The following is a 22,543-nucleotide window of genomic DNA, read 5'->3' on the forward strand; positions in this document are numbered from 1 at the left end:
CCCGACCCCCCGGTCGACGGGTCTGCCCCGCCGTCCCCACGGTGCTCGAGATGCACCCCAGAGCCCTCCGACGTACCGTCGACGAGACAGATGCCGGACTGACAGGAGGACTCATGGGACTCGACGACAAGCTCAAGAACACCGCCGAGAACGTCGGCGGAAAGGCCAAGGAAGCCACGGGCTCCGCGACCGGCGACGAGCAGCTCGAGGCAGAGGGCAAGGGCGACCAGTCCGCCGCGTCGCTCAAGCAGGCCGGCGAGAAGGTCAAGGACGCCTTCAAGAACTGACGCTGCACGGTCGACAGCCGACGCTGCACGCGCGGCCCGCGCCTGTCGGGAGCACCGACGGCGCGGGCCTTCTCGCGTCCGACGGCTCACCCGCACGACACCTGAACACCTCACCAGCACCTCACCGCACGTGACAGCCCGCAGGAGACTCTCGTGTCCGTAGACCTCAAGCTCTTGTCCGTGTACATGAACGACCACCTCGCCGGTGCGACGGGCGGGGTCCACCGCGTACGACGGATGTCCGAGGTCTACGGCGGCACGCCGCTGGGGGAGCCGCTGAAGCAGATCGCGGACGAGCTCGTCGAGGAGCGTGCCTGGCTCACAGCCCAGATCGAGCGCCTCGGGCTCGGCGTCAGCACGTACAAGGTGGTCGGCGCGGCCCTCGGTGAACACATCGCCCGCCTCAAGCCGAACGGCCGCGTCTCGCGAACCTCGCCGCTCAGCGCGCTGCTCGAGCTCGAGATCCTGCGCAGCGCGCTGCGCGGCAAGGAGAGCGGCTGGCAGACCCTCCGGGTCTACGCCGTCGGCCCCGACGCCGAGGTGCAGGTCGACGTCGACCGGCTCGACGCGTGGATCGCCCAGGCGGAGCGGCAGTACGAGACGGTCGACCGGCTCCTCACCCTCGTGCGCAAGCGCGCGCTCGTCATCTGACCTGGCCTCCTACCGCGTCGCCCACGCCTCCCAGAGTGCGGCATAGGTGCCGCCTGCCCGGACGAGCTCGTCGTGGGTGCCGTCCTCGACGACGCGCCCGGCGGCCATGACCACCACGCGGTCCGCGACGACGGCCTGCGACAGCCGGTGGGCGATGACGAGAGAGGTCCGCCCCGCGAGGACCTCCCGTGCTGCGGCGTCGAGGGCCTGCGCCGAGCCGGTCCCCGCCTCGGCCGTCGCCTCGTCGAGGACGGCGACGAGCGGGTCGACGAGGAGCAGCCGGGCGAGCGCGAGCTGCTGCGCCTGCTCGGGCGCGAGGGGGTGGCCGCCGTCGCCGACAGCGGTGTCGATGCCGTCGTCGAGCGCGTGCACCCAGCCGGCCCCGACCCGGCGCACGGCCTCGGCGAGCGCTGCGTCGTCCGCTGCCGGGTCAGCGAGCCGCAGGTCCTGCGCGATGCTCCCCGAGAACACGTGGACCTCCTGCGACACCATGCCCACGCGGCCGCGGAGACCGGCGGGCCCCTCGGCGGCGACGTCGATGCCGGCGACGGTCACCGTCCCGCTCGACGGCGCGTGGAGGCCGAGGACGATCTTTGCCAGCGTCGTCTTCCCCGCACCCGAGGCCCCCACGACGGCGACGTGCTCGCCCGGCGCGAGCGTGAGGTGCACGTCGTGGAGGACGGGGCGTCCCCCGTAGGAGAAGGACACCCCGTCGAGGTGCACGGATCGCGGGTCGTCCCGGACGTCGCCGGTGGCTGTGCGCGGTGATCCGGTCGCAGCGGAGGGTGCGTCGAGGAGACCGAAGAGACGGCTGAGGCCGGCGGCCGCCTTCTGGAGCTCGTCGAACTCGGCGAGGACGGTGCCGACCGGGTCGAAGAGCCGGTGGAAGTAGAGCGCGGCGGCGGTCGCTGCACCGACGGTGACGACGTCGGTCGCCACGAGCCAGAAGCCCGCTGCGAGGACGGTCGCGAGGCCGAGGAGCTCGGCGAGGTTGAGGCCGTTGAAGAAGCGTGTGAGCAGGGCGGTCCCGTCGAGGGACCAGCGGATCGCGCGCGTCGACGCGTCGTCGACCAGGCCCGCGTGGTGGCGACCGAGGTCGAGCGCGGCGATGGTGCCCGTGCTGCTCACGGTCTCGATGATCTGCTCGGCACGCTCCGCCTCGGCCGTACGCACCTGCTGGTAGACGGGCCCGGACCGGCGCAGGAACCAGCGCAGGGTCAGCACCTGGACGGGGGCCGCCACGAGGGCCGCGACGGCGAAGTGCCAGTCCACGACCCCGAGCCCGACGAGGGTGAGGAGGATCGTGAACGCCGCGGACGTGAAGGCGGGCAGGACTCCCGAGATCGCCTCGCCGACGGCCTCGACGTCGCCGGACACGCGGGACACGACGTCCCCCGTCCCGGCCGCCTCGATGCGCGCTGCCGGCTGCTCGACCGCTGCGCGGAAGACGTCCTCGCGCAGGTCGGCCAGCGCCGTCTCGCAGAGGACAGCGAGCATCGTCTGGCCGACGTAGCCGAGCGCGGCACCGAGACCGCCGGCGACGAGGAGCGCGCCGGCGGCCCAGGCGAGGTCGGCGACGGGGCGGTCGTCGAGCACGAGGTTGACCACGAGCCCGAGGATCGCCGGGGTCGCGAGCGACGCGACGGTCCCGGCGAGCAGGACGGCGACCGTGCCCGCGAGGCGCCACGGGCGGCGAGCGAGGAGGTGCCACGTGCCCGAACGGGTGCGGGCGGTCGAGGCGACGGGCAGGAGCGTGTGCTGCACGGGAGCGACGGGAGGGTGCGTCATGCGGTCACCGCCTCGGCGTAGGTGGCGTGCGCCGCGAGCTCGTGGTGCGTCCCGTGGACGACCGCGTCGTCGGCGAGGAGCGCCACACGGTCGCAGGCCGCGAGGAGGGTGGGGCTCGTCGTCACGAGGACGACGGCCTTCTCGGGGAACGCGCGGAGCCCGGCAGCGATCGCGGCCTCCGTGACGGTGTCGACCGCCGTGGTGGGCTCGAGCAGGACGAGGACGGGCTGTGGTCGGTGGAGCGCGCGCCCGAGCAGGACCCGCTGGCGCTGCCCGCCCGAGAGGTTGGTGCCGCGTGCGGCGAGCGGGCTGTCGACGCCGGCCGGCAGGTGCGCGAGCACCTCGTCGACCCCGGAGGCCGCTGTCGCGCGGGGGTCGAGAGCCGGGAGAGCGTCGCCGACGCCGGGTACCGGGACGCCGGCGAGGTTCTCGCGGACGCTCGCGGCGAAGACCGCCGAGTCGCGCGGAGGGGCGAAGACGAGGGACCGACCCTTCGCGGGGCTCGTCCCCGCGATGTCCTCGCCTCCGAGGAGGACCGTCCCCGGTGCGGCGACGGCCCGGAAGCCGAGGACGTCGACCAGCTCGGAGGCTTGTCGCGCGTCCGGGACGACGAGGCCGACGACCTCTCCCGTGCGCACCTCGACACCGCTCTGGACGAGCGTCACGAGCGGTAGCGGCCCCAGTCCCGGCGGGGTCTGGGCCGCGGTCGTGTGCACCTCGTGCGCCTCGACGGGCTCGAGGATCCTGGGTTCGGCGAGGATGTCGGCCACGCGTCGCGCGGACGCTCGCTTCTGCGCGAGGTCGACGCCGAGGTGCCCGAGCTCGGCCATCGGCCCCTGCACGAGCTGCGCGAGGCCCACGACGGTGACGAGCTGGCCGGTCGTGATGCTGCCGCGCAGCGCCATCCACGCGGAGGCGAAGGCGATCCCTGCGAGGAAGGTCGTCGAGAGGACCGTGCTCACCGCGGAGTAGGCCGCTGTGGACCGCGCCGCGCGCAGGCCTGCTGCGAGCGACAGCCGGCTCGCGCCGCGGTACCGCTCGGTCGCGGCGTCCTCGGCGCCGAGGCCCTTGAGCACCCGCAGGCCGGTGACGAAGTCCGTGGCCAGCGCCCCGGCCCCCGCCGCCGTCGCCTGCTCGTGGCTGCTGCGTGCCTCGAGCGGGACGGAGACGCGGTGCATGGCGAGGAGGACCACGGGGGTCGCGACGAGCACCGCGACGCCGAGCGGTACGGAGACCACGAGCAGGGCGACCGCGGTGGTGAGGACTGCGGCGAGGCAGGCGACGCCGCGCGAGACCGTCCACACGAGCCCGGCCACGCGCGAGGTGTCCGACGTCGCGACGGCGAGGACCTCTCCGGTGGCACGGGGGCTGCGCATCCCGTGGGGGTCGAGGGTGCGGTCGACGACGAGGTGCCGGAGGTCGTGCGCGCCGAAGGAGAAGGCCCGGACGGCGGCGCGCATGCCCGTGCGCCAGGAGAGCGAGAGGATCACGAAGAGGGCGGCGAGCAGCACGAGCCAGACGGTCAGCGCACGCGCGTCGCGCGGGACGAGAGCGTCGTCGACGACGACACCGATGATCACGGGCACGAGCGACTCGCACACCTGGTGCAGCGCGAAGCCCGCGGTCGCGACGGCGAGCAGGACCCAGCGACGGGACGTGAGGAGCGCGTGCCGAGAGAGTGCGGCGGGGGTCCAGCCGCGCGCGTCGGGGCGTGCGGGAGCCGTGGGAGGGAAGGGCATGTTCCTAAGGTAAGCCTTACCGGAGGTGGCCTCGATGGGATAGCCTGCCAGGTCATGTCGTCCAGAGGCCAGGTCATCGAGGTCGCCAGGGTGAGCACCTCGCACTTCCCTCCGGGTGCTCCGGACCGGTGGGCGCCCCACAGCCACGTCGTCCACGAGCTCCTGTGGGGGACGCGGGGCGTGCTCACCGTCGAGACGACGGACGGCTTCTTCGCCGTCCCCGCGACGCTGGGGCTGTGGATCCCGGCGGGGGTGACCCATGCGGTGCAGTCGGCGGACGGCACCGGCTTCTACTGCACGTATGTCGACGCGGTCGTCGACGGTTCTCTCGCGGGGCGGACCACGGCCGTCGCGATCCCGCCGGTGGTGCGTGAGCTGCTCGTGCACCTCGCGGCTCGTGGCATGGAGCCGCGGGTGCGGGCACACGCTGAGCAGCTCGTCGTCGAGCTGCTCGAGCCCGTGGACGTCGGTCCCATGGTCCTGCCGATGCCCGACGACCCGCGGCTCGCCCGGATCGCCCGGAGCCTGCTCGACGACCCCTCCGACGACCGCTCCCTCGAGGAGTGGGGGCGCGAGGTCGCGGTGAGCGTCCGGAACCTCTCGCGGCTGTTCCACCGCGAGACGGGCATGACCTTCGCGCAGTGGCGGATCCACGCGCGCATCCGTGTCGCGCTCGGCCTGCTCTCGGCGGGCCTCCCGGTGGGTGTGGTGAGCCGGCGGGTCGGGTATGCGACGCCGAGCGCGTTCGTCCAGTCCTTCCGCCGGGTGCTCGGGCACACCCCTGGCTGGTACGTGTCGTCCGTGCGGGCCGGTCCGGGACATTCCTTGGCCGGTCCGGGGGAGTGACGGGCGGTCCAGGCCCGATCGCCGAGGTTAGGGTAGGTATGCCTAACTAGCCCGGCGTGCTTCGAGCCGCGGGCCGCACCCGACCTGAGGACGACCATGACCCGCCCCACCCCCCGTCACCTCGCTGCGCTCGCAGCGACCACCACCGCCGCGCTCCTCCTTGCCGCCTGCTCGTCCTCCGGCGACGCGGCCGAGGAGATCACCGAGACCCGTACGGTCACCACGGAGTTCGGCGACGTCTCCCTGCCGACCGACCCGCAGGCCGCGCTCGGCATGTACACGACCGACCTCGACATGCTCGTCACGCTCGGCATCCCGCTCGCCTCCAGCCAGCCGATCCGTGACGACGGCTACTCGACCTTCCCGTGGTTCTTCGACCAGGAGGCGCTCGAGGGCATCACCCCGTTCACGAACTACCCCGAGTTCTCCTACGAGTCCATCCTCGCCGCCGAGCCCGACGTCATCCTCAACGGCCTCGGCTACGACGAGGGCATCGGCACCCGGCTCGCCGAGATCGCCCCCACCTACTCGTTCAACGGCTTCGACGGCAGCGACTGGCGGACGAAGTTCGAGGCGGTCGCCGAAGCCTTCGACCGCACGGCCGAGCACGACGCCTGGACCGAGAAGTACCAGGCGAAGGTCGACGACATCACCGCGCGACTCGACGAGGCCGGACTCGCGCCGGTCGTCGCGTCGGCCGGCATCACCGACGGACAGGTCAGCGTCTCCTGCTACGGCACCCCGTGCCTCGTCTTCGCCGACCTCGGGCTCGAGATCTCCCCGCTCTCCGACGGTGAGGGCACCTCCCTCAGCTTCGAGGAGGTCGGCCGGCTCGCGGACGTCGACGCGATCTTCACCTCGATGAGCCCCGAGACCGACGGCACCCTCGGCGACGCGTTCGCCGACCTCGCCGGCAACGCCCTCTGGGAGCAGCTGCCCGTCGTCGTCGAAGGGCAGATCTTCACGAGCGACCTGGAGATGATCTACGGATCGCCGTCGGGCCAGTACGCGTTCCTCGAAGAGGTCGAGAAGGCGCTCCTGCCGTGAGGATCTACCGAGCCGAGGTCGTCGGCACCGAGCGCCTCACCGCGGGGATGATCCGCATCCTCCTCGGCGGCGACGACGTCGCGGACTTCACCACGACGGGCGTCGGCGACGAGTACCTGCGTGTCTTCCTGCCGGCCGTGGGGGAGCGGGAGCCCGTCCTGCCGTTCGCCACGACGGACAGCTGGGACTACCCCGAGGGCGTCACGCCGTCGCCGATGCGGACGTACACGGTCCGCGCGGTCGACACCCGCGCCGGGACCCTGACGATCGACTTCGTCGTCCACGACGGCGGCGTCGCCGCGACCTGGGCGCAGCACGCGCAGGTCGGGGACGTCGTCGGGCTGAACTCGCCGAGCGGGCTCTACAACCCGCCGGCGGACCTCGAGTGGCAGGTGCTGCTCGCCGACGCGACCGGGCTCCCCGCGGTCGCCCGGCTCGTCGAGCAGGCACCGGTCGGCGTGCGCACGCGCGTCGTCATCGAGGTGCCCGACGAGTCGCACCACCAGGACCTCGCAGCCCACCCGGACGTCGACGTCGCCTGGGTGCACGGCGGCAACGGGCACAGCCGGTCACGGCTCGACGAGGTGCTCCGGAGCATCGACCTGCCCGACGGCGTCGGGTACGTCTGGTTCGCCGGCGAGGCCAAGGTCATGCGCACCGTGCGCTCCTACCTCCGGCACGAGCGCCACCTGCCCGCGACCGCGTACAAGACCATCGGGTACTGGACCGACAAGGCCGAGCAGTGGACCGAGCGCTGGGACAACCTCGACCCGGCCACCAAGGAGTGGCTCGCCACCCTCTGGGCCGACGAGGGGCGGGCCGTCGAGGAGATCGAGGACGAGTACTTCGCCACGCTCGAGTCCCTCGGCCTCTAGTGGCGAGCACGACCGTCGCGACAACACCCTCGGGCGTCGCGCACAACAATGCGACGAGGAGCCTGTGGCTGCTCGTCCTCGTCGGGGCGCTCGCGCTCGCGCTGCTCCTCAGCCTGGCCGTCGGCGCGAAGACCGTCCCCTTCACCAACGTGCTCTCGGCACTCTTCGCGCCCGACGGGTCGACCGACGACGTCGTCGTGCGCGAGATGCGGGCACCGCGGACCGTCCTCGGGCTGCTCGTCGGCATCGCCCTCGGGCTCTCCGGCGCGATGATCCAGGCGCTCACGCGCAACCCGCTCGCCGACCCCGGCATCCTCGGGGTCAACGCCGGGGCGGGCTTCGCCGTGGTCGTCGGCGTCGCAGTCTTCGGTGTCGTGGAGATCGAGGAGTACATCTGGTTCGCGTTCCTCGGCGTGATCGTCACGACGGTGGTCGTCTACGTCATCGGGTCCATGGGACGCGGCGGGACCACACCGGTGCGCCTGACCCTCGCGGGCATCGCCATCGGCGCCGTCCTCGGCGGCGTCTCCTCCGGCATCACGCTCCTCGACCCCCAGGTCTTCGACGCCATGCGCTACTGGGGCGCCGGCTCCCTGAGCAACCGCACGTGGGAGATGGTCGGCACCGTGACCCCGTTCATCCTCGCCGGGACGGCCGTCGTCCTCCTCGTCGCCCGCCCGCTCAACGCGGTCGCCCTCGGCGACGACCTCGCCAGCTCGCTCGGCGCGAACCTCGGCCGGACGCGCGCGTGGGTCGTCGTCGGGGTGACGCTGCTCTGCGGCGCGGCCACCGCGGCGGCCGGCCCGATCGGCTTCGTCGGGCTCATGGTCCCGCACGTCGCCCGGTGGTTCGTCGGCCCCGACCAGCGGTGGATCATGCCCTACACGCTCGCCATGGCTCCCGTGCTCCTCCTCGTCTCCGACGTGATCGGCCGCGTGGTGCTGCGCCCCGCCGAGCTCCAGGTCGGGATCGTCACCGCGTTCGTCGGCGCCCCCGTCCTCATCTGGCTCGTCCGCCGACGGAAGGTGAGCGGGCTGTGAGCCTCGACCTCGGACGCCCCACGATCACCGTGCGCCTCGCCCGCGGTCGCCTCTCCGGCCGCCTCGACGTCCGCACGGTCGTCGTCCTCACCGTCCTCACCGCGGCAGCGCTCGCGGTCGGTCTCGTCGCCCTCGGCGTCGGCGACTACGCGGTCCGCGTCCCCGACGTGGTCCGGGCGCTCGTCGGCGAGACCACCTCGGTGGTCCGGATGGTCGTCGTCGACTGGCGCCTGCCGCGCGTCCTGCTCGCGCTCCTGCTCGGCGCCGCCCTCGGCGTGAGCGGCGCGATCTTCCAGTCCATGACCCGCAACCCCCTCGGCAGCCCGGACATCATCGGCTTCAACACCGGTGCCTACACCGGGGCGCTCGTCGTCATCCTCCTGCTCGGGGGCTCGTACTATGACATCGCGGCCGGCGCGATGGTCGGCGGCCTCGTCACTGCCGGCCTCGTCTACCTGCTCGCGTTCCGCGGCGGGGTGCAGGGCTTCCGGCTCATCATCGTCGGCATCGGGATCAGCGCCGTCCTGTCCTCCGTCAACACGTGGCTCATCATCAAGGCGGACCTCGAGCTCGCCATGAGCGCCGCGACCTGGGGTGCGGGGTCGCTCAACGGTCTGTCGTGGGCGCAGGTCAGGCCCGTGGCCGTCATCCTTCTCGTCCTCCTGCCCGTCCTCGTGGTCCTCAGCCGCCGCACGGGCATCCTCGAGATGGGCGACGACGCCGCGCAGGCGCTCGGCGTCCGCACCGAGCCGACGCGGCTCGTCATGCTCGTCGTCGGCGTCGCGCTCACCGCGCTCGTCACCGCCGCGGCCGGACCGATCGCGTTCGTCTCCCTCGCAGCGCCCCAGCTCGCTCGGCGCCTCACGCGCAGCCCCTCCGTCGCCATGGCGCCCTCCGCCGTCCTCGGCGCGCTGCTCCTCGTCGTGAGCGACCTCGCCGCGCAACGCGTGTTCGCCCCTACCCAGCTGCCTGTCGGCGTCGTCACCGTGAGCATCGGCGGCTGCTACCTCGTGTGGCTGCTGGCCCGTGAGGCCCGACGCCAATGACCCGAAGCCCATGATCCGAAGCCCATGACCCGCCGCGCGACACCGTCCCCAGCCCTCCCCGACTCGCCCGTCCCGACACTGCAGAGAGCGACAGCCCCGATGACGTCCGACGTGCTCCACGCCACCGCCCCGGCGATCCCGCCCCAGGAGCCCGGTCCGGACGGCGCCCCCACGCGCGCACGGCTGCGGGCCGACGACATCACGGTCGGCTACGCCGAGCACCCCGTCTCGCGCGGGCTGACCGTGGAGATCCCGGACGGCTCCTTCACCGTCATCGTCGGGCCGAACGCGTGCGGCAAGTCGACCCTGCTGCGCGCGCTCTCGCGCCTCCTCACGCCGTCGGCGGGGCAGGTGGTCCTCGACGGCCAGGCGATCGGCACGTACAAGGCGAAGGAGGTGGCCCGGCGCCTCGGCCTGCTGCCTCAGACGTCCGTCGCGCCCGACGGCATCACCGTCGCCGACCTCGTCGCCCGCGGCCGCTACCCGCACCAGAAGCTCCTGCGCCAGTGGTCGGTCGAGGACGAGGCGGCCGTCGTGCGCGCGCTCGCCGCCACGCAGGTGACGGGGCTCTCGGGCCGGCTCGTCGACGAGCTGTCGGGCGGCCAGCGCCAGCGCGTGTGGGTCGCGATGGTCCTCGCGCAGGAGACCCCGATCCTGCTGCTCGACGAGCCGACGACCTTCCTCGACATCGCCCACCAGATCGAGCTGCTCGAGCTCTTCGGCGACCTCAACAGCCGTGGGAACACGCTCGTCGCGGTGCTGCACGACCTCAACCACGCGTGCCGGTACGCGACCCACCTCGTCGCGATGAAGGACGGCGCCGTCGTCGCGCAGGGCGCACCTGTGGACGTCGTCACGGCCGAGCTCGTCGAGGACGTCTTCGGGCTGCGGTGCATGGTCGTCGACGACCCGGTGACCGGGACGCCGCTCGTGGTCCCGCTCGGCAGGAGGCGCCCCGCGAGCGCGTGACGGTCGCCGGGCGCGCCCGGTGATGGTGCGGCGGACCGGGTGCCTTGCTAGCGTCGTTGCCATGTTCGAGGACGTGTACCGCGTGGACCGGCTGGTGTCGCAGGTCGAGCCCTCCGAGGTCGAGGCGCTCGACGAGCTCCTCGGCGGCCGCACGCCTGTGGGGTATCGCGAGTACGTGACGGAGCTTGGCGAGGGCGTGTGCTCGGGCTACGTCCGCGTGTACCCGCCGGCCCGCGTGCTAGCCGAGTACGAGTCCGTGCAGGACCGCGTGCAGGAGTGCTACTTCTGGGACGACGGCGCGGCCGTCGCCACGCGTGACGACCTCGCGACCGCCGTCGTCGTCGCGGACACGCTCTGCGGCGACGAGGTGTTCGTCCACCCGGACACCGACCGCCTCCTCGTCCTCCCGCGCGAGGAGACGCGGATCTACGCCTTCCCCAACGACCTGCGCGAGGTCCTCGCGTGGCTCCTCACGTCCGGGACGCTCACACCCCCGCTGCCGCAGCCGCCGACGTTCGAGACGGCGCGCGGCCAGCAGCACCGGGGCTTCGCCGGTGCGCCCGGCCTCACCCAAGAGTCCGTCGCCGCGTCCGTCGCCGCGCTCGCGGGGGACGGCCGCCGGGACGACGTCTCGGACGGCGACGACGACTACATCCAGCAGTTCCTCCCGTCCGTCGGCGGGTACGTCTTCGTCAGCGGGGAGGGCGAGGACCTCTTTGCGACCTTCTCGATGATCGAGTCGGCCAGCGCCGAGGACGTCGAGGCGGTCACGGCCGCGCTGCTCGGCTCCGGCCTCGTCCGGAGCACGTAGCGTGGCGGACGGCGTCGCGTCCCGCGCGAGGCACCGGGAGAAGCTGCTCACGCTCCCCGGTGTGCGGAGCGTCCGGCGGCCCGCCGACGCGGGATGCCCGGCGTTCGACCTCGCCTACGTCCGGACCGGCGGTACCCGGCGCGGGCCGACCGTCGTCGTCGTGCCCGGTGGCCCCGGTCTCGCGTCGGTCGTGCCGTACGCGCGGCTGCGCGCCCGGGCGGAGGCGCTCGGCGCCGACGTCCTCATGGTGGAGCACCGCGGTGTGGGGATGTCACGGACCGACGTGGACGGTCACGACCTCCCGGCATCGGCGCTCACGGTCACGGACGTCGTCGAGGACGTCGTCGCGGTGCTCGACGCCGAAGGGATCGGGGCGGCTGTCGTCTACGGCTCGTCGTACGGGAGCTACGTGGCCCAGGCGCTCGGTGCGCGGCACCCCGACCGCGTCGCAGGACTCGTCCTCGACTCGGCGATGCTCAGCGCCGACGACCGGCACACGGTCCGCCGCACGACGCGACAGACACTCTGGTGGGGGCACGTCGAGGAGACGCGGCGCGTCGCGGCCAAGCTGCGGACGCTCGTGCGCGACGGCGTGGTGACCACCGCAGGGGCGAGCGTCGTGGCGCAGCTCGTCTACGAGCTCAGCGGACCGAGGACCCTCGAGGTGCTCCTCGACCAGGTCCATGTGGGGCGCGGTCTGCGGGCGTGGCGCCGCCTGGAGACGATGGCGTCCCGGGAGGTCGAGAAGGTCACGCCGTTCGTCATGGAGCTCGACCTCGTCGGTGTCATCGCCATGCGTGAGCTGGCCTACGCCCCGACGCCCGACGGCCTGCCGTTCGACCCGGGGGAGGGCTTCGCCGGTCTCGCGGCGCGCTTCCCGCCGTTCGAGTCCGAGACGCTCGACCTTGAGGCAGCGCTGCCGTCCGCGCCCTGGCCTGTCGTCGTGCTGTCCGGGGAGCGTGACCTGCGCACGCCCCGCGTGATCGCAGAGCGGATCGTCGACCGCGCGCCGCACGGGGTGCTCGTGCCGCTCCCGGGAGTCGGCCACAGCGTGCTCGATACCCGACCGGCCGCCTTCCTGCGGGTGGTCGAGGCGCTGAGCGAGGGCGGCATCGACGCGGTGGTGGCCGCACGTGCCGCCATCACGGCGGCTGCGGCGGACGTGCCGGTCATGTCCGTGGACCGGATCGTCAGGACTCTCATGCTCGTCGACCGGGTGCTCCCGGCGGTGCGGGTGCTGCCTGGTCGCTAGGTTCTTCACCGCTGCGTCGGCCGCTGGCTGACCGGTCCCGCCGGCCCGTGCGCTCAGGGGCGTGGGGCGCCGTCCGTGAGGTTGCACGCCCCGGTCGGGTCGATGCGCGCCTTGATGGTGGACGAGATCTCGCGCAGCGCGTCGACCTGGTCGCAGCTGAGGGCGTCGAAGATGAGGTGGCGGACGTGCGCCACGTGCCCGGGGGCGCTCTCGACGATCTTGTCCATGCCGGAGTCGGTGAGGATCGCGTTGGTGTGCCGGCGGTCGTGCGCGCTCGCCTCGCGGACGACGTACCCTTCGCGCTCGAGACGCTTGACGACGTGGGAGAGGCGCGAGAGGGAGCCGCTCGTGAGGCGGGCGAGGCTGCCCATGCCGAGGGTGCGCTCGGGCTGCTCGGAGAGCATCGCGAGGACCATGTACTCGTAGAAGCTGAGGTCGGCCTCGTTCTGCAGCTGCGTGTCGAGCGCGGACGTCATGCGGATGACGATCTCGGAGAACTGGAGCCACGCCTCGGTCTCGCGCGCGTCCAGCCAGCGCGGTTCGCTGGTGTCGCTCGGGGTCATCGGCACGTCCGTCATACCGCTAGTCTAGACCTCTCGCTTGATGATTCAAATAACCTCGGTCAACCAGTCTGTGGTCGGACACGAGGAAGCCCTGGGACGCGACCGTGCAATCATCACGGTTGCCCCCCGACACGGAGCGACGAGGAGCGACGACGACCGTGAGCGCGACCGCACCTGCAGGCCCCAGCACGCCGGACGGACCAGCCACGCGTGTGCCCGGCACCCCGCGGCTCCCGCGCTCCCTCCTCGTGCCGCCCTCCGTCCTCGACGTGCTCGACGCGGGTCACCCGATCACGGTCCTGCGAGCCCCGCACGGGTACGGCAAGTCGGCGGTCGTCGCGTCGTGGCTCGCCGGCACGGGCGCCGTGGGCTGCTGGTACACCGTCCCGCACGAGACCTCCGACCTCACCGACCTCCTCCGTCACCTCCTCCGCGAGCTCGGGGGAGCCGTCCCCGCAGGAGACGTCGGCGCGCAGGACGCACAGGACGCACTCGCGGCTGCGGTCAGGAACCAGGGCGCACGGGTCGTCGTCGTCCTCGACCGCTACGACCGGGTGAGCGCCCCGGGCGCCGAGGCGCTCCTGGCGCGGCTCGTCGAGCAGTGCCCGACCCTCTTCGTCGTCCTGTGCTGCCAGGAGCTGCCCGAGACGCGGCTCGCCCGGCTCGGCGTCGACGCCGTGGTCGTCGGCCCGGACCAGCTCGCGCTCGACCGGTCCGCGGTCGGCGAGCTCGCCGCCTCCCTCGGCGTGCCGCTCGACCCGGACCGGGCCGCCGAGCTCCACGACGCGCTCTGGGGGTGGCCCACGCCCACCCGCGCTCTGCTCACGGCCCACGCCGCGAGGTCCGCCGGCACCGCAGCCCGCACGTTCGACTGGGACGTCGCGATGCTGCACCTCACCGAGGGGTCGGCGTGGAGCGAGACGCCCGAGACGGACGAGTTCCTCCTCCGCACCCGGTTCGTCGACAGCGTGACGGCCGACGTCGCGGACCTCCTCACCGGACGCACAGACTCCGCCACCCTCCTCGCGCACCTCGAGACCGCAGGCCTGGCGCGCAGCGTGCTCGACGGCCGCGCCCGCCGGTACACCTACCTCCCCGCACTGCGCACCGCCCACGCGGAACGGGTCGTGCCCGGTGGCGAGGACATCGAGCGCGACGCCCACCGGAAGGCCCGTGAGGTCTTCGCCGACAGCCCAGAGCTCGCGATCCACCACGCCGCCGCCACCGACGACTGGGACGGGGTCCTCTCGATCGCGGACGGCAGCTGGGGGAGGCTCGTCGCGCACCACCCCCAGCGGCTGCGGACCGTCCTCGCGCGGGTCCCCGGACGCTTCCTCAAGCATGTGCCCCGGCTGCTCGTCGTGCGTGACGTCCTCCTCCACTCCCGGAACGACCGCGTCGCGACGCAGGAGATCCCGTGGCCCTCGCCGGATGCCGAGCTCGACGACAGCGAGGTGCGCGACCTCGCCGGCGCGGCCATCGGCCGCACGATCGCACTGCGGCAGGCCTTCCGGTTCCAGAACGCGCTCGAGGTCGTCGACCGCCTGCAGGACACCGTGCAGAGCCCCGACGGCCGGTGGCACGGCGCGCTCGCCGACGTCCTGCCGTTCCTCCTCGTGCAGAGCGGGGTCGTCCGCTTCGTGGCCGGGGACCTGGCCGGGGCACGCCGAGACTTCCTCGACAGCTACCGGTCCGGTCGCGGCACCGACCTCGAGTTCCTCTCCCGCCACGGCCTCGAGTTCGCGGCCCTCGTCGACGCCCTCGACGGCGAGACCACCTCAGCGGTCGCCCGGCTCGACGCCGCGCAGGCGCTCGCGACGACCCCGGCCGCGCTGCGTCGGACCGTCGACCCCGTCGAGCCCCTCGTCCGGGCCCTCGTCGCCGTCGAGCAGCTCGACCTCGAGGCCGCCGACGAGTGGCTGAGCGCCGTCCCGGCGCAGGAGAACGAGCGCTCCGCACGCATCTCGGCCTGGTTCGCCCGCGACATCGCCGCAGCGACCGTCGCGCACCTCCGGGGGAGCCCGAGCCTCGGACTCACGCTCCTCGACCGCGCCCGCCACCACGCCGGCGGACGCGTGACCCCCGGGGCGCTCGCCTACCGACTCGTCACCCAGGCGCAGGTGTCGCTCACGCTGCGCGACGACAACCCCACGCGCGCCCTGAACCTCCTGCGGGCCTACCCGTTCCCGCGGGACGCGGTCGTCCGCGCGCAGCTCGCCCTGCAGGCCGGCGACCCGGTGGAGGCCACCGCGGCCGCCACCACCGGCCTCCTCCGTGGGGGCGCGAGCCGCGCCGAGCGCGTCACGCTCCTCCTCGTCGACATGGCCGCACGGCACGCCGCCGGCGTGCGGGAGGCTGCCGTCGACGCGCTGCGCAGCGCGCTCGCGCTCGCGGACACGGGAGTGCTGCGCCCGTTCGCGGAAGCGTCACGGGACGTGCTCGAGGACCTCGCGGCAGACGTCCCCGAGATCGTGCCCGTGCTCGACGCCGTGGACGCGAGCCCCGTCCTGCGGATCCCGGCGCCGACGGCGCCGCTGATCGACCTGTCCGCCCGCGAGCTCGCCGTCCTCGAGGCGCTCGAGCACGCGGGCTCCTCGGAGGTGCTCGCGCGGCACCTGTTCGTCTCGGTGAACACCGTGAAGAGCCAGACGAGGTCGCTGTACCGCAAGCTCGGCGTCACCAACCGGGAGAGCGCCCTCGGGGCAGGTCACACCCTCGGCTACCTGGGGCTCGTCGAGCCGGACTGACCCGAGCGGGTGAAGAGGTTGTCACCCCGGGTTTCACACCCACGCCGCGATCCGTCGCGCCGCTGCCTGATGGAGTGTCTGCGTGCCTGCGCCCAGGCTCCCCTCAAGCTCCGGAGTGTCGATGTTCCCCCGTGCCGTCCCCACCCGTCATCGTGCGTCCAGCACCCGTGCACCGGCCCGCAGCCGTACCCGGCTGTCCGTCGTGCTCATGATGCTCCTCGGGCTGGTCCTCTCGGGTCTCGTGCCCGCGCCCGCCACCGCCGCCGACGGTGCGGTGCTCACCATCGAGAAGACGAGCACGACGACGGTCGTGCGCCCGGGCGACTCCATCACGTGGTCCGTCGCGGTCACCTGCCAGGGTCTCGAGACCATCTGCGAGGACGCGGTCCTCTCCGACACCGTGCCGGCCCCGTTCGAGTACACCGGTCACACGATCGTCGGCAACGACCGGGCACCGGTCGTCACCGAGCGTGCCGACGGCTTCGACATCGCCTTCCAGGAGCAGAGCGCCTCGTTCCCCGGTCTCACCGGCCTGCGTGACGGCCAGGACCTCACCGTCCTCGTCACCGCCGTGCTGCCCGCGACCACGGACGTCTCGTACAACACCGACCAGGTGACGAACACCGCCACGGTCACGTCGAGCAGCGCCGCGACGCAGACCGGCGACCACACGGTCGAGCTCGAGATCCCCGAGGTGCCGGCCGTCGAGGTGGGCAAGACCTGGAGCGCCGCGACGCAGGACGCGGGCTCGACCGAGCCCCTGACGATCGGCCTCACGGTCCGCAACACCTCGAACGTCCCGGCGAGCTCGCTCACGGTGGTCGACCCCGCGGCCGGGACCACGAGCCCGTTCGACACGGTCGCGTTCGTCGGTTTCGGCGCCGTGACCTTCCCGCAGGGCGCCGACCAGGTGACCGTCACGGCCAACGGCATCTCGACCGCTCCCGCGGCGAGCCCGTCCCTCCCGGCGGGCGTCGCCGCGGAGGACGTCACGAGCATCGCCGTCGAGTTCACCTCGAGCACCGGCAGCATCGTCGCGGGCGGCACCGCGGGCTCCGTGCAGCTCTCCGTGGTCCAGCGTGCGGGGATCGACACCGCGGTCACCACGACGGTCGACAACACCGCCCGCGCGACCGTCGTCACCGCAGCGGGCCAGTCGACCGCCGACGCGACCGCGACCGTGCAGCTCATGCCGCTCACCCTGTCCGTCACTGCCGGGAAGACCTTCTCGCCCGCGACCGTCGTCGCCGGTGAGAGCACCTCGGTGACCCTCTCCGCGACCAACACCTCCAACCAGCCGCTCGACTCCCTGACGATCACCGAGCCGAGCGGCCGGGCGGACTCCGACCCGTTCGGGACGGACCGCCTCGTCTTCACCGGATTCGGCGACGGTACCGACCGCCTCGGCTCGGCCGCGTGGCCCCAGGGCGCGACGGACGCGACCCTCACGTACGTCTACACCGACGGCACCGGCACGCCTGCGAGCGTCGCGGACGGTGCTGCGTGGCCCGCACCAGAGGTCGGCCGCACGGTGGCCGGCTTCACGGTGACGTACACGGGCGCGATCGCGACCGGCGCGCAGGCCCGGGTGGCCTTCCTCGCGACGGCGTCGCCGACGACCGTGTTCCCGCCGACGACCGACGACGTCCCCACCGTGACCTTCGACAACGAGGTCCAGGTCGACGGCGCGAAGAACGGAGAGGACGCCGACCCCGCCTTCGCTCGCTCGACCCTCACGGTCCAGCGCGCGCAGGTCGCCGCGTCGGCCACGAAGAACCTCTCCCCGAAGACGATCCCGCGCGTCGCCGGCCAGCTCATGCTCGGCACGCTCTCCTCGCAGGTCAACGACTCGACCGTCCCGGTCATGCAGCTCGTGGTCGAGGACAGCCCGAACAGCCCGGGCGGCACCGACATCTGGGGTGCGTTCACGGCCACGGAGGTCGCGAGCGTCACGGTCCCGGCCGACACCCGCCTCACGGTCGAGACCTGGGACGGGTCCGTCTGGACGGCGGTACCGGGCGCGGTGTTCGACGGACCGCAGACCGTCATCGACACGGCTCTGCCCGCCGGCGCCGAGGGGCTGCGCTTCGTCTACGACAGCCTCGTGCCCACCGGCCTGACGAACGGCGACGCCGTCGAGGCCCGCGTGCTCTTCCGTCTCGACGACCCGGACGCCGTCGGTGCGACGATCAAGAACGTCGTGGCCGTCGACGCCTTCGGTCCGGGCGTCGGCCCGGCCCGCCTGCAGGGCGAGGGGACCCACTCCGACGAGCTGACCTTCGGCCCGGGGACCGCGGTGGAGGACATCCGCTCCGTCACCGCGACCAAGTCGTTCGGTACCGGCTACCTCGTCATCCCCGAGGACCCGGCTGCCGAGTGGCCGACGACCACCGTCGACCTGCGCGTCACGAACACGTCCGGCATCCCGGTCTCGACGCTGCGCCTCACCGAGCCCGGGCCGCTCGACGCGTCGGACGTCTCGGCCTTCGAGCACCTCGACCTCGTGCGGATCGACTCCATCAGCGTCCCGGACGGCGTCTCGCCGGCGGCGACCCGCGTCGTGGTCCACGGCGAGGACGGCAACGACCTCTATGACGTGACCGGTGCCACGGCCGTCAGCGGGGCCCGCGCCCTCACGGCGGAGCAGCTCGAGACCGCGACCGGCGTCACGGTCACGGTCGACGGGGAGCGCATCGTCGACGGCGGCGTCCTCAGCGCCCGCCTCACCGTCCAGCTCCGCGAGACCGTCCGCAGCACCGGGGTGCCCGTCGACTCCGAGGTCACCGTGACCAACACGGTCCTCGGCGACATCGTCGGCGGGCCCACCGACGACGCGACCGCGACGGTCCCCGTCTACCCGGCGGACGACCAGCCGCTCGGCACGACGGTGACGAAGTCCCTCTCCACGACGAGCGGCACGGTCCACAGCCCGCAGGCCGACCGGACGGTGACGAGCCACGTCGTCGCCTCGATCACCGAGGGGCGGCCGACGAGCCTGACGGTCACCGACGACGCGGAGACGTTCTGGAACGCGTTCGACCTCACGGCCGTCACGTCCGTCTGGGGTACGACGAACAACGTCGGCGGCCGCATGGTCGCCCACCTGGAGTACCGCACGGGCACCCTCGGTGACGGCCTCGCCGTCACGGACGAGCTCTGGACCGCGGGCGCACCGTTCACGGTCGCCAACGGCACCGGCGCTCTCGCTCCGGCGGCGGCGGCCCTGCCCGCCGGGATCGACGCGGCCGACGTGATCGGCGTGCGTCTCGTGGTGAGCACGACCGACGGGTCCGTCCTGCCCGCCGGCATCTCCTCGAGCGGGACGACCGGCTACCACCTGCGGTTCGCCGCGTCACCGCGCGTCGAGCTGCGTACCGGCGGCGAGAAGTCGACCACCGCGAGCGCGACCGCCAACCCGGGCGAGGACGAGGCCGGTGAGGTGACGAACGTCGCCGACGCGTCGCTCACCGCCCCGGGCCGCACGGTCGACGCGACGCCCGCCTCCGCGGTGTACCGCGTCGTCCCCGGCACGCCGGGTGCCACCGTCGTGAAGTCTCCGGGCACCGCCGCCGTGGTCCCGGGTGCGACGGTGAGCTTCCGGCTCGCCGTGACGAACACGGGCACGACCGTCATGGAGAACCCCGTCCTCACGGACGTCCTGCCGGCCGACGCGTCGGGTGCGCAGCTCGTGTACGACCCGGTCCGGTACGACGCCGCGTCGTTCGAGGTGTCGCCGACGACCGCGTCGATCTCCACCGATCCCGAGGTGGTCGACGTCACGACCGCGGACGACGGCACCTCGGTGACCGTATCCTTCCCGCCCGGGACGCAGCTCTTCCCCGGTGAGACGTTCACGGTGATCCTGCCGATGCAGGTGCGCGCCGGTGTCGCGGGCGGGACCACGCTGACGAACTCGTTCGTCTTCACCGCTGACGCGGGCCTGCTCTACAGCACGACGAGCACGGTCGACGTGCTCTCCGGGAAGTCGTACATGCGGATCAAGGACGTCCAGGAGGACGCGGTGGCCGGGCGGCCGCTCACCGGCGTGGTCAACACGCGGTACGCCACCGAGTGCGTCGACGACGAGGGCTTCTACCGCGTCCCGTGCCTCGTGCTCACGCAGCCGGGCGGCACCGAGACGTGGCGCCTGCGGGTCTCGAACACGGGGAACCTGCCTGCCACCACGCTGACGATCGTCGACGTGCTGCCGCACCCGGGTGACATGGGGACGTCCGCAGCGCTCAGCGGCAGCTCGCGCGGATCGACCTGGGCGCCGACGTACCTCGGTGACCTCGACCTGTCGGCCGTCCCGGCGGGCACGACGACCACGGTCTCGTACCTCCTGCCGGGCGCCACGTGCTCCTTCACGGGCGTCGCCAGCAGCGCCGACCCGTACGGTGCGGGGTGCGCGGCGTCCGCGTGGACGACGACGGCCCCGGCCGACCTCTCGACGGTCACCGGCCTGAAGATCCAGTTCGACTTCGACACCGCGCTCCAGCCCGGTGAGAGCGTCCAGGCGACGTACCGCACCCGCTCGGGGACGACGCTCCCGGCCGGCGTCACGGAGCCCGCGCCCGCGTGGAACTCGATGGTCGCGTTCGTCACGACGGACGCGAACGGCACCCTGCTGTACGAGGCCCTCGAGCCGAACAAGGCGGGTGTCGCGTTCGCCCAGCAGTATGCGGTGGGTGACCGCGTGTGGGTCGACGCGGACGCGGACGGTCTCCAGGGTGCCGCCGAGGCTCCGCTCGCGGGGGTCGGGGTGACGCTGTGGAGCGTGGCGACGGACGGCACCCGTGCCGTCGTCGCGACGACCACCACGGACGAGCACGGCGACTACGTCTTCGACGGGCTGTCTGCCGGGGACTACGCCGTGACCTTCGAGCTCACGGCGCAGCAGCGGGCGATGTACGAGTTCACGCCGTCGCTCGCGACCGGGGCGCTCGACGGGGCCGACCCGACGGTGGACGACTCCGACGCGGACGCCGACGGGAGGTCCGGGGTCTTCACGCTCGGACCTCTCGACCCGACGCGACCGCACATGATCGCTGCGGCCGACTACGCGAAGAGGTCGCTCGTCGCGGCGTTCGTGGACCCGACGCTCGATGCCGGCGTGGTGCTGCGACCGGTCGTCGTCCCGCCCACGGCTGAGCCGGGGACCCCGGCCGTCGGGACGGCGGCCGACGGCGGGTCGCTCCCGGTGACGGGTGCCGAGGTGCTCACGGCGCTCGGCCTCATGGCGCTGCTGCTCGCAGGCGGTACGGCGCTCGTCGCGCTCGTGCGACGTCGCCGGGGCGCGGTCGGAGACGAGGTGTAGGCGAGAGGGCGCGGAACGACGAAGGAGACGGGCCCGGGGCGAGAAGCCCCGGGCCCGTCTCCTTCTCTCGTGGCGGTGCTGTCTATTCGCGGTTCGAACTAGTCGACTTTCCGACTAGTTCGTGCCACGATGGGCGCATGACCGAGATCGACCTCCCACCCGAGTGGCAGCGCGGCGTCCTCCCGACGGCCGCGCTCGCGGTGCTCGCCCTGGGGAGCGCGCACGGCTACGCCGTCGCGCAGCGGCTGCAGGCCGCAGGGATCGGGCCCGTCAAGGGCGGCGCTCTCTACCCGGTGCTCAACCGGCTCGAGGAGGACGGGGCGGTGACCTCGGCCTGGCAGGAAGGTGACGGTGGCCCCGGCCGGAAGGTCTTCACGGTCACGGACGAGGGGCGGGACCGGCTGGCCTCGCTCCGCGACGGATGGCAGCCGTTCGCCGCCGCGGTGTCGGCTCTGCTCGCCCCAGCCCACGACGACCGAGGAGTCGCACGATGAACGCTCAGACGCACACGACGTGGCCCACGCCCGACGACCAGGCATGGGCCGACAGGGTCCTCCTCCGCCTCCACCTCACGCACGACGTCCCGGCGAAGGTCGGTCAGGCCGCGCTCTCCGAGGCGCGGCTCGCGTGCCTCGACTCGGGCGAGCCGCCCGCAGAGCTCTTCGGCGCACCCGACGTGTACGCAGCCGAGGTCGCCCGCCACCGGGTCCCCGAGGAGTGGCGTGCCGGGGCGGACCTCGACGGCGCCGCGCCGACGGACGCGCTGACGATGCTCCTCCTCGGCGGCGGCTGGCTGATCTGTGTCGCCAGCGTCGTCCTCTTCGTCGCACAGGGCTGGACGGTCGACCTCACCCGCGCGGGTCTGACGCTGGCGCTCGGCACGACGGTCGCCTCGGTCGCCGCCCTGTCCGGCCTGGCCGTCCGGCACGCCGGTCACGTGCGGCGCAGCTGGTGGTGGGGAGCGGTCGGCATCGTCGGCCTCGCCGTCGGGGGCTCGTCGGTGACCCTGCCTGCCGGGGCCTCGCTGGTCCGCCTGCCCGTGGTGCTCGTGCTCGCCGTCGGGATCGGGATGCTCGTCGCCGGGATGAAGACGACGCCCGGCGACCGGACCGTCGACCCCGAACGGCTGCGGGATGCCGCACCGGACGACTGGTTCGACCATCTCGCAGGCCTCCTGCGCGGTCGCTACTACATGCGGCTGCCCGCAGTGCACGGCCACGTCGCGGACGCCCGCGCACACTGGGCCGACAGCCAGACCGAGCACCCGGCCGACGAGTTCGGGGCGCCCGAGGTCTACGCGCTCCGCCTGTCGGAGAGCAGTACGCGACCCGGCCTGGGCCGCGAGCGGGTGCACGCCTGGTTCTGGACCTTCGTCGCGGTGACCTGGGGGGTGTGGGTCGTCCGCGACCTCATGGACGGAGACCTCGGCGGGACGTGGTTCTGGCGAGTCCCTGGCCTGATCTTCTTCGTGCTGGCCGCAGCGGGTGCGTGGCGGGGGCTGCGCACCGAGGAGACGACGGGCGATCAGCCGAAGGGCTGATCGCGGCCCGACGCCTGGCGCGTGG

Annotated in this window: 17 protein-coding genes; 14 read left to right on the forward strand and 3 right to left on the reverse strand. The window is 73.1% G+C overall.

Translation table 11 applies throughout. The features are described 5' to 3' along the window. Positions 1-113: 113 nt before the first annotated feature. The gene (locus ABKW26_RS13625) at positions 114-287 is read left to right on the forward strand and encodes a CsbD family protein (RefSeq protein WP_348594318.1); all 174 of its coding nucleotides are present in this window, start codon (positions 114-116) and stop codon (positions 285-287) included. Positions 288-440: 153 nt separating this feature from the next. After that, complete coding sequence (locus ABKW26_RS13630; protein ID WP_348594319.1) at positions 441-938, forward strand: hypothetical protein; 498 nt, start codon at positions 441-443, stop codon at positions 936-938. Between the two features lie 9 nt (positions 939-947). Here ABKW26_RS13630 and ABKW26_RS13635 read toward each other — a convergent pair whose 3' ends face one another. Both ABKW26_RS13635 and ABKW26_RS13640 read right to left on the reverse strand, forming a co-directional pair. Then, a complete protein-coding gene (locus ABKW26_RS13635) occupies positions 948-2,726 on the reverse strand; it encodes an ABC transporter ATP-binding protein (protein WP_348594320.1) in 1,779 nt (592 codons plus the stop codon). Beyond that, positions 2,723-4,465 carry an ABC transporter ATP-binding protein gene (locus ABKW26_RS13640; protein ID WP_348594321.1) on the reverse strand — a complete coding sequence of 581 codons (1,743 nt, stop codon included), beginning with the start codon at positions 4,463-4,465 and terminating at the stop codon, positions 2,723-2,725. Before ABKW26_RS13640 ends, ABKW26_RS13635 begins: the two co-directional genes overlap by 4 nt. 54 nt (positions 4,466-4,519) lie before the next feature. On the opposite strand from ABKW26_RS13640, the gene ABKW26_RS13645 reads away from it, so the two are divergent. The 8 genes from ABKW26_RS13645 (at position 4,520) to ABKW26_RS13680 (ending at position 12,351) form a co-directional block, all read left to right on the forward strand. Beyond that, entirely contained in the window at positions 4,520-5,311 is a 792-nt protein-coding gene (locus tag ABKW26_RS13645; RefSeq protein ID WP_348594322.1) for an AraC family transcriptional regulator, read from the forward strand. Positions 5,312-5,407: 96 nt separating this feature from the next. Beyond that, positions 5,408-6,358, forward strand: a complete 951-nt coding sequence (locus ABKW26_RS13650; protein ID WP_348594323.1) for an ABC transporter substrate-binding protein — start codon at positions 5,408-5,410, stop codon at positions 6,356-6,358. Further along, complete coding sequence (locus ABKW26_RS13655; protein WP_348594324.1) at positions 6,355-7,233, forward strand: siderophore-interacting protein; 879 nt, start codon at positions 6,355-6,357, stop codon at positions 7,231-7,233. The genes ABKW26_RS13650 and ABKW26_RS13655 overlap by 4 nt, the downstream gene beginning before the upstream one ends. Beyond that, entirely contained in the window at positions 7,233-8,273 is a 1,041-nt protein-coding gene (locus ABKW26_RS13660; RefSeq protein ID WP_348594325.1) for an iron chelate uptake ABC transporter family permease subunit, read from the forward strand. The genes ABKW26_RS13655 and ABKW26_RS13660 overlap by 1 nt, the downstream gene beginning before the upstream one ends. Beyond that, positions 8,270-9,319, forward strand: a complete 1,050-nt coding sequence (gene fepG / locus ABKW26_RS13665; protein ID WP_348594326.1) for an iron-enterobactin ABC transporter permease — start codon at positions 8,270-8,272, stop codon at positions 9,317-9,319. The genes ABKW26_RS13660 and fepG overlap by 4 nt, the downstream gene beginning before the upstream one ends. Before the next feature lie 99 nt (positions 9,320-9,418). Next, complete coding sequence (locus ABKW26_RS13670; protein ID WP_348594327.1) at positions 9,419-10,288, forward strand: ATP-binding cassette domain-containing protein; 870 nt, start codon at positions 9,419-9,421, stop codon at positions 10,286-10,288. A gap of 61 nt (positions 10,289-10,349) precedes the next feature. Further along, complete coding sequence (locus ABKW26_RS13675) at positions 10,350-11,099, forward strand: hypothetical protein (RefSeq protein ID WP_348594328.1); 750 nt, start codon at positions 10,350-10,352, stop codon at positions 11,097-11,099. 1 nt (position 11,100) lies between these two features. Further along, positions 11,101-12,351: an alpha/beta hydrolase gene (locus ABKW26_RS13680; RefSeq protein ID WP_348594329.1), complete on the forward strand. Its 1,251-nt coding sequence runs from the start codon at positions 11,101-11,103 to the stop codon at positions 12,349-12,351. A gap of 53 nt (positions 12,352-12,404) precedes the next feature. Here the strand turns inward: ABKW26_RS13680 and ABKW26_RS13685 are convergent, their stop codons facing one another. Then, positions 12,405-12,929, reverse strand: coding sequence for a MarR family transcriptional regulator (locus ABKW26_RS13685; RefSeq protein ID WP_348594330.1), 525 nt, complete (start codon positions 12,927-12,929; stop codon positions 12,405-12,407). A 143-nt stretch (positions 12,930-13,072) separates the two neighbouring features. Between ABKW26_RS13685 and ABKW26_RS13690 the strand changes: the two genes are divergently transcribed. The 4 genes from ABKW26_RS13690 to ABKW26_RS13705 all read left to right on the forward strand — a co-directional run bounded on the left by ABKW26_RS13690 (position 13,073) and on the right by ABKW26_RS13705 (position 22,518). Next, positions 13,073-15,661, forward strand: coding sequence for a LuxR C-terminal-related transcriptional regulator (locus tag ABKW26_RS13690; RefSeq protein WP_348594331.1), 2,589 nt, complete (start codon positions 13,073-13,075; stop codon positions 15,659-15,661). 121 nt (positions 15,662-15,782) lie between these two features. Beyond that, positions 15,783-20,978, forward strand: coding sequence for an SdrD B-like domain-containing protein (locus ABKW26_RS13695; RefSeq protein ID WP_348594332.1), 5,196 nt, complete (start codon positions 15,783-15,785; stop codon positions 20,976-20,978). 137 nt (positions 20,979-21,115) lie between these two features. Beyond that, positions 21,116-21,472, forward strand: a complete 357-nt coding sequence (locus ABKW26_RS13700; protein WP_348594333.1) for a PadR family transcriptional regulator — start codon at positions 21,116-21,118, stop codon at positions 21,470-21,472. Further along, positions 21,469-22,518, forward strand: a complete 1,050-nt coding sequence (locus ABKW26_RS13705; protein ID WP_348594334.1) for a hypothetical protein — start codon at positions 21,469-21,471, stop codon at positions 22,516-22,518. The genes ABKW26_RS13700 and ABKW26_RS13705 overlap by 4 nt, the downstream gene beginning before the upstream one ends. The last annotated feature ends 25 nt before the right edge of the window (positions 22,519-22,543 follow it).

The sequence above is a fragment of the Sanguibacter sp. 25GB23B1 genome, from assembly GCF_040012415.1.
Classification (GTDB): domain Bacteria; phylum Actinomycetota; class Actinomycetes; order Actinomycetales; family Cellulomonadaceae; genus Sanguibacter.

What these genes read in the sequence shown, in the direction of transcription:
- ABKW26_RS13640 (WP_348594321.1), bottom strand. Translation starts at nt 4,465, where the DNA reads ATGCCCTTCCCTCCCACGGCTCCCGCACGCCCCGACGCGCGCGGCTGG.
- ABKW26_RS13635 (WP_348594320.1), bottom strand. Translation starts at nt 2,726, where the DNA reads ATGACGCACCCTCCCGTCGCTCCCGTGCAGCACACGCTCCTGCCCGTC.
- ABKW26_RS13675 (WP_348594328.1), top strand. Translation starts at nt 10,350, where the DNA reads ATGTTCGAGGACGTGTACCGCGTGGACCGGCTGGTGTCGCAGGTCGAG.
- ABKW26_RS13625 (WP_348594318.1), top strand. Translation starts at nt 114, where the DNA reads ATGGGACTCGACGACAAGCTCAAGAACACCGCCGAGAACGTCGGCGGA.
- ABKW26_RS13650 (WP_348594323.1), top strand. Translation starts at nt 5,408, where the DNA reads ATGACCCGCCCCACCCCCCGTCACCTCGCTGCGCTCGCAGCGACCACC.
- ABKW26_RS13685 (WP_348594330.1), bottom strand. Translation starts at nt 12,929, where the DNA reads ATGACGGACGTGCCGATGACCCCGAGCGACACCAGCGAACCGCGCTGG.
- ABKW26_RS13645 (WP_348594322.1), top strand. Translation starts at nt 4,520, where the DNA reads ATGTCGTCCAGAGGCCAGGTCATCGAGGTCGCCAGGGTGAGCACCTCG.
- ABKW26_RS13670 (WP_348594327.1), top strand. Translation starts at nt 9,419, where the DNA reads ATGACGTCCGACGTGCTCCACGCCACCGCCCCGGCGATCCCGCCCCAG.
- ABKW26_RS13695 (WP_348594332.1), top strand. Translation starts at nt 15,783, where the DNA reads ATGTTCCCCCGTGCCGTCCCCACCCGTCATCGTGCGTCCAGCACCCGT.
- ABKW26_RS13705 (WP_348594334.1), top strand. Translation starts at nt 21,469, where the DNA reads ATGAACGCTCAGACGCACACGACGTGGCCCACGCCCGACGACCAGGCA.
- ABKW26_RS13700 (WP_348594333.1), top strand. Translation starts at nt 21,116, where the DNA reads ATGACCGAGATCGACCTCCCACCCGAGTGGCAGCGCGGCGTCCTCCCG.